General features: G+C 53.0%; 1 rRNA gene. It reads right to left on the bottom strand.

Annotated features, from left to right (window positions below):
- Positions 1-451, bottom strand: a 23S ribosomal RNA gene (locus P6N53_RS18620); the annotation flags it as partial.

A 451-nucleotide genomic window follows, 5' to 3' on the forward strand; every position in this document is an offset into this window, starting at 1 on the left:
CAATTTCACCGAGCCCCTCGTTGAGACAGTGCCCAAATCGTTACGCCTTTCGTGCGGGTCAGAACTTACCTGACAAGGAATTTCGCTACCTTAGGACCGTTATAGTTACGGCCGCCGTTTACTGGGGCTTCGGTTCTCTGCTTCGACTTGCGTCTAACACTTCCCCTTAACCTTCCAGCACCGGGCAGGCGTCAGCCCCTATACGTCAGCTTTCGCTTTAGCAGGGACCTGTGTTTTTGGTAAACAGTCGCTTGGGCCTTTTCTCTGCGGCCTCTTCTCGCTCTACAAGTTAATGTGTCACGATATTGAGGCACCCCTTCTCCCTAAGTTACGGGGTCATTTTGCCGAGTTCCTTAACGAGGGTTCTCTCGCGCGCCTTAGGATTCTCACCCCACCTACCTGTGTCGGTTTGCGGTACGGGCACCTTTTACCTCGCTAGAAGCTTTTCTTG

It is taken from the genome of Desulforamulus aquiferis (assembly GCF_030577015.1).
GTDB lineage: Bacteria > Bacillota > Desulfotomaculia > Desulfotomaculales > Desulfotomaculaceae > Desulfotomaculum > Desulfotomaculum aquiferis.